Here is a 9401-nt window from a genome sequence, read left to right as displayed (position 1 = left end):
GCTAAATCTTCGAAGTACTCAGCGGACGTGAAATCCGCTAAAATCAGCCACTCGAGCAATTTCCGGACGGACACTAGTTACGAAAGAGAGTGTTTGAGGGTTTCGTCATCACGGTTCCACGCAGCATATCAATGAGCATAAGCGAGACACCCAGAAGTACGCAAACGACAAAGTACAGACCGAAGTCTACGCTCACGACTCCGGGAATACTGAGTGCCCACGCCAGCAAAAGTGCGACGGCGACAAGCCGAACGAGAAGCAGCGGAATAGACCGTTTAGCTTGGTACCAAATGTGGGTATTACAGGATGGGCAATGGTGTCTTGAACGCTTGCTTCCAACAATCGGCACGCGTAACGCGGCAAAGTAGCAGTCGGCAATCTGCGGAACACCGCATGACGGACACCGGTGTCGGGGTTGAATCGGAATCAACATCTACGCTGCGTATTGTGGTCTTCAGTCGGCGAACGTCCGGCGTCACCGGGCGGGGAGAGTAAAGTTGTCCACTTCAAATTTGGCCGCAAGCCCCGCTCCGCGTGCACGCCATGGTTACCCGCATACTGGACGCAGGTGGCTTGAGATCGGTACGGATATACTAAGTGGCAACTGGACCCCAGGCAACAATTGCAGCCACGAGCAAAATTGTGTTGACGACCGAGACGAATGCTAGAGAGCACAGCCCGTAAGAAATGCGAGTGATCCAGCCATGGTTTCGCACCAACACCCCGGAGCCGGCAGCCGGAAGGGCAGTCGCGTTAATCACCCAAACGATGAGGGGACCCGATGCGACGTTGAAGTTTTGGTTGAAAGGAGAAAAGAGCTGTTCAATCGCAATGACGACCGCTGGAAGTATGCAACAGAAGAGAGTAACGGGAATAGCCCAGCGAAAGTCATTGATGCGAAAACGCATGGGCACATGGGTGCCCGGAAGCAATCGCTCCGAAACTGTTTCGGGTGCCGCAAATGGGTTGCTATCAGTGTCCAGTTAAAGCACTCCTGGTCGGGTAACGGTGGTGATCAGCGGGGACGGGCGAAAGACTTGCAAGCAGACGAGAAAACGGACCACCCGTCCTCCGTTGCATCACATGGTTATCGCACGGATGTGGGTAAAACGCCGATCGAGTCACCATGATGAATCAATCGACCGAGCACCGTCAGTTTAGCCTTCGGCCCCTTGGGTGACGGTTGTCCGTTTCCTAGCAGTATCAGTTTAGCGACGGTTCAATTTAAAAGCAACAAACGACGTTGTGGACCGAACGGACGCAAAGGGATCATCAACAGCGCACCGATAGCAGAACATCGATCGCCCGGAGTGTGATAACGTCACCGTTCACCGGGCCGCGGCAAACGACATTGATTTGAGAATCCGCGCGGCCCGCGGCTCCGCGTGCAACGGATGGTTCAAGAAAGCCGCTGCGCGGCATAGTTTTCCTGATTGGATTATTGTTTCAAAATTTGGTTGGCATGACATGCTGGTTCTTTTTGTCTCACAAAACAAAGAGGAGCTTACCATGCCAACCTACAACAACTTACCAAAGTCTTCGGCGTTCTTCAAAGGGAAATACTACGATAAACTCGTCGAAGACCTGAGGCTCGCAGGAATGGCTAAGCGAACCGTCTACGGCTACGTGCGAGCGGTCAGGAAGCTTGCTGAGTTTCATCAGCAATCACCTAGCAAACTCGACGAAGCGGACATTCGAGCCTTCCTGCTCTATCAAATCGTCGATCTGGAAGCCGCCTCAGGCACGCAAAGCGTCCTACTCTCGGGAATTAAGTTCTTTTATCGGACCTGCTGTCCGCGAAAATGGAAAGTCCTTGATCAAACCAAAATCAACTACGCCCACACGCTTCCCGAAGTGCTCACCCAGAAACAGATTTTCCAGATGATCGATGCTGCCAAGTCTTTCCGGCTCAAGTGCTTCATCTGGATTAGCTACACCTTGGGACTCCGGATCGGCGACGCGGTCAACTTGCAAGTCGGGGACATCGACAGCCAGCGAATGATGGTTCACATCCATCGAGGCAAAGGCGTCAAAGATCGTTACATCCCGCTGGCTCAATCCACGCTTTGTGTGCTTCGAGCCCAGTGGAAGACCCATCGAAACAAAACCTTTCTGTTTCCGGCAGCCGGACGCAATCATCACGATGGCTCCCAGTCCACGACGCCAATGAGCATTTCAACCGTGCAAGGTGCGATCAAGAAGATCACCGAGGAGCTGAACTTTGGCAAAAAAGTATCACAACACACTTTGCGACATTCCTATGCCACTCATTTGTTAGAAGCGAATGTGAGTTTAAAGGCGATTCAAAAGTACCTTGGGCACAGGAGTCTTCAGTCGACGATGATTTACCTTCATCTGACGGAAACGGCCGAGGTGGATGCTCGCAAGGTCATCAACCAGTTGTTTCGCGGACGCGACAAAACCGGCAAGTAGATGATCGACGTTGCGGAGGCAGCGGTTTCCACCGTCGCCGATGCACTGCGTCAGTTTGCTCCTGCCTACATTGCAAAGTATCACAAGCGAATGCCGCCCCATCACCGCAAGGTGCTCGGGTTGCTGATGCGATGCAAAACGGGAGAGCTTGGTTTTGTGGCCTATCGTTGCAAGAACTGCCAGGCAAAACACTCGCTGGGACGTTCTTGTGGCAATCGTCACTGCCCGAACTGTCAAAAGGATAAGACCCAGGCCTGGCTTGCCAAGCAGACCAGCAAACGGCTTCCGGTGCAACATTTTGTCGTCACGTTTACGGTTCCCGAGGAACTGCGTCCGCTGCTGCGCGCCCATCCTGAGGAGGGTTACGAAGCGCTCTTTCAGGCAGGCCGGCAAACGATCCAAGCGATGATGGCAGAACCAAAGAACGTCGGCAGTGATCAAATCGGGTTCTTCGGTATTTTGCATACGTGGGGTCGGGACCTAGCGAGCTATCATCCGCACGTTCACTTCGTCGTCCCTGGTGGCGGCGTCAGCCCGGATCGGACGAGGTGGTTGCAAGCCAAACGCGACCATCTTTTTCATCCTCTGCCGGCCAAGAGGCTTTACAAAAAACGGTTTGTCGAAGCGATCCGCGCCGCTGGGCTGTACGATCAATTGCCGCCAGGGGTGCTCAAATCCGATTGGGTCGTCAATCGTAAACCCGTTGGCAACGGCGAGGCCGTGCTGAAGTATCTCGCCCCGTATGTGTACCGTATCGCGATTAGTGATAACCGAATCGTTTCGGTGAATGAGTCGGGAGTGACCTACAAGGTTAAGCCGTCCGGTAAGCGTTATTCGATCGAGCGTCATCTCAGTGGCGAAAAGTTCGTCCAGGCATTCTCACAACACATCTTGCCGCCGGGATTTCGCAAGGTGCGCTATTATGGCTTCATGAGTCCCAACAACAAATTGAAACTTGCGAACGTTCGCTGGTTGATCTGGATTTGGCTCGGTTGGACGCTTTGGACATCGCTTCTGCCAAGCAAACCGCCGGAGCGTGTTCGGCAGCCGATCAAGTGCAATCACTGCGGGGGTGAAATGGAATTGATCGGTGTGACTGACCAGCACGGATGTTGGCTGTGGCGACGGGACACGTCGCGCGGTCCACCGGAATTGCAATCGCTGCCTGCTTGCTCAAAGGAGTCTCGGGCATGAGTCAAACCATCGCCTTGATCGAAAAGCTTTTCGATGTCGCCAAGCGTCATGCCGGGAGCGTTCTGCGCACGGGGCACGTGGTCGAAAAGAAACGGACGCAAAAACGACGAAACACTGCTCGGGATCAATCTGTCGGTACTTGGAAGCCGATCGAACCATTGCAAAAGTCGGCTGCTCTGTCACACAGGGACCACTTTGAGCAACACACAACAAGCGAATCAAAAGTTGAAAACCCTAAGGGTTCTGTAGCCGCATCCGGGCTTCTTGAACAACGAATTTGAGCATCGGCTCGGTCGCTCACCTGGATCGCACTATCCAGTTCACCCCACCAAAAATCATCACAAGCCGCTCTTCATTCACGCGATGTCAAATTCTTAACGGTTATCCGCGATCTTTGAGTATCGTCATGTGGACGCCTGGATCCATCCGGCAGCTCAGTATCGCGTAAACCATCGCGACGGAAGTTTCGATCCGGTAGTATATTGCAAACGGGAAGACACTCGCAAATTTGCAGGGCATTCCGTGATGAAGAGCATGAATGCCAGCTTCACGTTCGAGATCGAGCAGATCGGATTCTATGGATTCGAGAAAGTGATCGCCCCAACCAAGGCTCTTGTCGTTGAAGTACTCGGCCGCAGATACCAAGTCATCAGATGCCTCAGGACGAAGTTCTACGAGCATCAACCCTATTCCTTACAGCGTCCATTGCTTCACGAACTGGCATTGCCGGCTCGGATGAAGGGTTCGCAAGTCGTTCAGCCAGCAAAGTACCGTGCCAGTCGGGTGGTGTGTAGGCATCTGAATCACGCTCAAGTGACGCCCAAAGCAGTTCTAGAGCGTTTCGTCGGTCAGCCTGTGATAGGCTTGCAATAATCGTTTCGACAGTCATTGTAGATCCTCCAGTCCTAGTGTAGCCACGAATTCCACGGATCGCAACGCAGAGCCCCCGAGCTACGCTCAGTCGGATAAAGAGCCCCCGAGCTACGCTCAGTCGGATAAAGAATCCATGAAGTCCGTGGTTTGAGGCGAGTCGGCTGCATACGCTGCTGACTAGGCCGTGATCTCGATCTTGCGATCGGTCACAATGAAACGCTTCTTACTTCGTTCACACCCCAAACCACGGAACCTTTCTATGATGATCTGTTCTCTCGACCTTGGCAAGTTCAAGTCGGTCGCCTGCTTCTACGATTGTAAAACTCGCAAGTTTTCCTTCGAAGCCATCCTCACCCGACGTTCGCATATCGACAAGCTCTTGGACGATAACGAATTCGATCTGCTGGTCATGGAGGCCTGCGGACCGTCGGGATGGATTAGCGATGTGTGTCAACAAAGAGAAATCAAAACGCTCGTTTGCAGCACCAACGACGAAGCATGGATGTGGAACAAAACCAAACGCAAAACCGATCGAGACGATGCTCTTAAGCTGGCCAAAATGGCCGCCATGGGAGTGCTCACGCCGGTCCACGTGCCAAAACCCGAGATCCGTGAACAACGAGCCATCATTAAGTACCGAAAGAACCTCGACGGCCGAATCACTCGAATCAAGAACGGCATTCGCTCCACCTTCGCCAACCGCGGCATCGAAATCGATACCGGCGCGAGAGCATGGAATACCGGACGCGTGCACATCGACTCGTTTCGAAAATCCATCGCGGAGTGTACCTGTGACGACCTTTGGAAAGGGCAACTTGATTTGGAATTGACGCAGCTCGATGCGTTAACTGCCGAGATGCAAGCGGTCGAGGATCGGTTGGAATTGTTTGCTGCTGATAATCCTCTAATTCAGATTGTCATGACGATTCCTGGAGTGGGTCGCAAGACCGCTGAGTTACTTGTCGCCATTATCGATGATCCGCACCGATTCAAGAGTGCCCGGCATCTTTCAAGTTACCTCGGCTTAACCCCGAAGCAATATCAATCAGGTGAAACCGATCGCAACGGAAAGATCAGTAAACGCGGGCCAAAACTGGCTCGCACAATGCTATTAGAATGTGCTTGGGCGAGCCTCCGATACAACGCCTGGAGCAAGAAGACCTTTGAACGGATTCACGGAGGATCGAAAACACGACGCAAGAAAGCTGGCATTGCACTGGCGCGCAAGATCGCAGTGGTCGCTTGGGCGATGATGCGAGACCAACAGGCATGGGATCAGAGCAAGGCATTGCAGGAAGCTGTGACGGATCCTGGAACTCAAGAACTGATGGAGGAAGCAACAGAGCCCCACGAAGCAAAACCAAAAAAGAAAGCCAAACTCCTACGCGCAAAACCACATCCTCCCGGGCCAGTGATCAGCGACGAACCGAAGCAGCGTAGCGGCCGAGGCAGTAAACCGACTCGCCGCCGCGGCAGCAAACGCCGCTCGCCCTTGAAAACCTGACACCAGGCAAGGCCCGTTGTTGGGCCCGTGCTTTCCTGGAAGTGACCACGAATCGCTGACAAGGGCGTCAAGCCGCATCTGAAACGCTGCTTGATAACCCTGAGATAACGAATGTGGCGCTTTCCAGGGAAGCTTTTATCACCCACCTTGAACCCATCGAACCCAAACCAACACCGGAGCGAATCACTGAGAACGAAACACTGATCGAAGACCACGCTTGCAACTCGAAAAGGACTCCACTTCGCCTGCATCACTGACACCTACTGCCACCGGAAGCAACGTAAACGCCTCCGGTCATGGCGTCCTAAAGAATGTGAGAGGCGATGAACCCGACATAAAGATTGAGAGATCGCTCGGAGTGTCGGGCCATCCAACAGAACTCAAGAGAATACCGATTGAAACCCTGTAAGGAATGCTGAGGCGACGCTGTCAAGGACCGACCCTTTTGGGTCAAGGCGTCGACATCTCGAATAGTCGTTTAGTACCCAATCGAATCGAGCCAAGTCATCAACAGTAGATCGCTCGCCGCAGTTCGCTACCACCGAGTCACCACAAACAAATGAACACACAACACCCAATGTAAGAAATATTTCAAAAAAGCGGCCAGTCGCCACTGGTCAAACCACGGACTTCATAGTCGTCACCGATCACGGGGCGGCGACGAGGAATGTTCAATTGTCGAGAAACGCGACTTCGCCGCTCCCGTGCATCGGAATGGTTCGCCGCTGATTGCAGAGTCAGGCCAACCACTCGACGGTATCCAGATTGTAGAAACTGCGTAACAAGTCGTATAGCTCAGCATGAGAACGTCTCAGACGGTCAGGCGATTCAAAAAAGCACTCGGTTGCCACCGCAAAAAATTCAGTCCGATTCTTCGCACCATAATGTCGCAGGAGTGTCCACCGTCCGGATGCAGCGGCGTCACAGAGGTCGGCGTATTCTTCAGCCACGACGCGATCCCACCGTTGTTGATCGGTTGCATCTTGAAAATTCAAAGTTGCGTGCATCTGACCGTCGCGGCGGTCAACATGATGCGCGAATTCATGAATCACTATGTTGCGGTCACCGTAATAATTGGCGTTTAGAACATGGTGCCATGAAAGAATCGTCGTCCCGTCGGGCTGAGCCCGTCCGGATTTGGTCTCAGTAGCGTAGATCGGGTCAGATTCGCGATTGTCGTCGAACTCTTGTCGACATACTTGAATTGTGCGGACTTCATCCATGAAGTCATTTTCGAAGCCAAGCAGCATCAAGCTTGCGTGGCCAGCAATCGTGACCTTCATTGCTTCATTCACAAAATGGCCGTCAAGCCCGATCCAATCAACTTCCGCGACGATCGTCTTTACGCAATTGTGCAACTTGTCACGCTGTTCGATTTCAAGTTGTTGATACTGCCACACGCGGTCGTGCAGCAGTTCTTGCCACGGTCGCGGGAATGGACTCGCCAGTAGCTTTCGACGTTGACGGTTTCGATACCAGCTATGCATGTCTCTGTCGGCGAACGGCCGGCGTCACCGAGCACGGCCCATGTGGTTTCCATTTGTAAACGTCTCATGCCGTGCTTCGCGTGCACGCCATGGTTCGCCGCTATTGTACCAAGTCGGATCGAGTTAACACTCGATTCCCGTGGAAGGTTCTCTCTGTGGACTTACCACCGTCACCATATACTACGATTTCTATATCCGAGACTGTTTCGTTGCCGTGAAGCACGATAATGCGATCGGCAAACGAATATCCGTCACAAGGTTGCGTCCTAGGATCAACTACTTCGTATCGTTCGGGCGCATTATCGCGCTCTTGGTCTTCGTCCCAGGCGGGAACAGTAGCAACATAAGGGTCAGACTGCCCTGTGGGTTTTGCGGTGTCTTCCGCAACCGGCACCGTAACAGTGTAACGAGCAAGATACGCTTCTTGCCCACCCCAAGCGACTAGTTTTGCTCGCGATAGCTGCATTGAGTCACCGACGGAAATGAGATCGGATTCCACGCGCGAGCAGCCTGTTGTGATCAATGCAAGCAGGCTTAGCGTGACTGCGTTCCAACTAGATCGATGTTCATTCATAACACGCTTTAGTCGGCGAACGGACCGCGTCACCGGGGACCGGGAATTGAGTATCCATTTGCGACAACGAACCACCGGTCCTCCGCGTGCACGCGATGGTTATCCGCCGTTGTCGGAAGTTGATTCGCTTACGCGATCACTAAATGCTCCCGCCTCGGTAACCGCAATATTTTCGGTTTCCGTCGCCTGTCCGCCGGAGCGATCACGAAGAGCCCAGGTGAGTTGTGGCGATTTTCCAACCAACTCCTTCGAGAATCGGACCTGAACTTCGAACACTTTCGATTCGCCCGCATCGAGCCGATCCACTTCCCAAACGCAACGGTCGTCATCGTGCTTGAGCGTACCGCTGGTCGCACTAGTAACGGTGGCTTCTCCAGGGACAAAGATTATTGTAAAGCCGTCAGCTGATGTTGACGTTGGATTGTTCACTGAAGCCCGAACAAGAACGTTTTCCCCAGCATCAGCTGACGTTCTTGCGTTGGCGACAAGTTTTAGCTTTGAGGTATCAAGGTTGCGTTTGGCTCGAAGCGAGGAAGCTGAATCCTGCGGAATCGCTTGCCATCGCAAATGGGGAGATTCTTCAAGCACCCATGTCGTTCCCGAAACGCGATCAAGCAGAATAGTCCGAGACGCTGCTTGCACGATCGAAAATCTTTGCAATTCAACCGTTTCTTCTGCGGTGGCGGGTGAGCACGCGAGGACGAGCAAGACAATAATTGCGGAGTGGAGCTTCATGCTTTGTCATTCGTTCCGGTGTGAGTCAATCGGATAACGGTGGTGATCAGCGGGGACGGGCGAACGAGATGCAAGCAGACGAGAAAACGGACCACCCGTCCTCCGTTGCATCACATGGTTACCCGTCGGGTTCGGGATGTTTTGCATGGTGAACAATGAACGACCTTACCATTTCGTTGGGCTCAGCGCCGACCCAAACCGTCCGGAACTTGCTGCCGTCTATTCGAGTGACAGGTGAGTCGGTCGTGCCAGGAACAGGATCAAACGACCAGTCAACCTTGATCATGGATCGAAGTTTGTTGATATACGCCGTGTTCGATATGGAATTGCCATCGCTGTCTGAGTGGGAAAAGAGCATTGGTTGTCCGTCTCCGATTACGGTAGCAAGCTCATCCCAGCTTGATGGCCATTTGCCATCATTCTGGTCCATGTATGTCGTTAAGAGCGTGCCCGTGTCCCATGCAGCGTAGCCCTCGGGTATCTCGCGGATCGTGCGAGCAAGCGAAATGGCAAACCAGCCAACTGCAATCGCAAGCGAAAACGCAGCAATCCGGACGAGTCTACGCTTCGTGATGACGGTCACGTCCATACTTCAGTCGGG

9 protein-coding genes are annotated in these 9401 nt (G+C 53.2%); 3 read left to right on the top strand and 6 right to left on the bottom strand.

Going from position 1 to position 9401, the window contains the following annotated elements:
* Positions 1 to 1509: 1509 nt before the first annotated feature.
* Together CA13_RS00220 and CA13_RS00215 are read left to right on the top strand one after the other, a co-directional pair.
* The gene (locus CA13_RS00220; protein ID WP_146393698.1) at positions 1510 to 2433 is read left to right on the top strand and encodes a tyrosine-type recombinase/integrase; all 924 of its coding nucleotides are present in this window, start codon (positions 1510 to 1512) and stop codon (positions 2431 to 2433) included.
* The gene (locus CA13_RS00215) at positions 2434 to 3627 is read left to right on the top strand and encodes an IS91 family transposase (RefSeq protein WP_146393696.1); all 1194 of its coding nucleotides are present in this window, start codon (positions 2434 to 2436) and stop codon (positions 3625 to 3627) included.
* A 381-nt stretch (positions 3628 to 4008) separates the two neighbouring features.
* Here the strand turns inward: CA13_RS00215 and CA13_RS00210 are convergent, their stop codons facing one another.
* Positions 4009 to 4308 carry a type II toxin-antitoxin system RelE/ParE family toxin gene (locus CA13_RS00210; protein WP_146393694.1) on the bottom strand — a complete coding sequence of 100 codons (300 nt, stop codon included), beginning with the start codon at positions 4306 to 4308 and terminating at the stop codon, positions 4009 to 4011.
* On the bottom strand, positions 4286 to 4516 hold the full coding sequence (locus CA13_RS00205; protein ID WP_146393693.1) for an addiction module protein: 231 nt from the start codon (positions 4514 to 4516) through the stop codon (positions 4286 to 4288). The genes CA13_RS00210 and CA13_RS00205 overlap by 23 nt, the downstream gene beginning before the upstream one ends.
* Positions 4517 to 4759: 243 nt before the next feature.
* On the opposite strand from CA13_RS00205, the gene CA13_RS00200 reads away from it, so the two are divergent.
* The gene (locus CA13_RS00200; protein ID WP_419193742.1) at positions 4760 to 6004 is read left to right on the top strand and encodes an IS110 family RNA-guided transposase; all 1245 of its coding nucleotides are present in this window, start codon (positions 4760 to 4762) and stop codon (positions 6002 to 6004) included.
* Positions 6005 to 6741: 737 nt separating this feature from the next.
* Here the strand turns inward: CA13_RS00200 and CA13_RS00195 are convergent.
* The 4 genes from CA13_RS00195 to CA13_RS00180 form a co-directional block, all read right to left on the bottom strand.
* A complete protein-coding gene (locus tag CA13_RS00195; protein WP_146393690.1) occupies positions 6742 to 7491 on the bottom strand; it encodes a M90 family metallopeptidase in 750 nt (249 codons plus the stop codon).
* Positions 7492 to 7591: 100 nt separating this feature from the next.
* The gene (locus CA13_RS00190; RefSeq protein ID WP_146393688.1) at positions 7592 to 8065 is read right to left on the bottom strand and encodes a hypothetical protein; all 474 of its coding nucleotides are present in this window, start codon (positions 8063 to 8065) and stop codon (positions 7592 to 7594) included.
* Between the two features lie 99 nt (positions 8066 to 8164).
* Positions 8165 to 8800: a hypothetical protein gene (locus CA13_RS00185; RefSeq protein WP_146393686.1), complete on the bottom strand. Its 636-nt coding sequence runs from the start codon at positions 8798 to 8800 to the stop codon at positions 8165 to 8167.
* 118 nt (positions 8801 to 8918) lie between these two features.
* Positions 8919 to 9383 (bottom strand): hypothetical protein, encoded by a 465-nt coding sequence (locus CA13_RS00180; protein ID WP_146393684.1) that lies wholly within the window; start codon positions 9381 to 9383, stop codon positions 8919 to 8921.
* Positions 9384 to 9401 lie beyond the last annotated feature (18 nt).

Source organism: Novipirellula herctigrandis (genome assembly GCA_007859835.1).
Taxonomy (GTDB): domain Bacteria; phylum Planctomycetota; class Planctomycetia; order Pirellulales; family Pirellulaceae; genus Novipirellula_A; species Novipirellula_A herctigrandis.
The sequence above is the reverse complement of the archived record's forward strand: the minus strand, read 5'-3'. Positions and strand labels throughout refer to the sequence as shown.